This is a genomic window from Arthrobacter sp. Ms25 (assembly GCF_059090365.1).
Genome location: NZ_JBNHFP010000014.1, coordinates 1 through 212, shown reverse-complemented (window position 1 = coordinate 212; position 212 = coordinate 1). Strand labels below are relative to the sequence as shown.

1 rRNA gene is annotated in these 212 nt (G+C 59.4%); it reads left to right on the top strand.

What is annotated here, in order from left to right:
* Nucleotides 1-80, top strand: a 16S ribosomal RNA gene (locus AC5RT8_RS16305); the annotation flags it as partial.
* Nucleotides 81-212 lie beyond the last annotated feature (132 nt).

Below are 212 nucleotides of genomic sequence, written 5' to 3'. Positions count from 1 at the left end.
CGTCGAAGGTGGGACCGGCGATTGGGACTAAGTCGTAACAAGGTAGCCGTACCGGAAGGTGCGGCTGGATCACCTCCTTTCTAAGGAGCACCTCAGGTTCATTGCCGCCGCCTATAGTGCGGCGGGGGATGTCCTGCAGGAGATGCCCATGTCGGAGACATCTGTTCTCCGGTGGGTGCTCAAGGGTGGAATATCAATGGATAGGCGCCGGC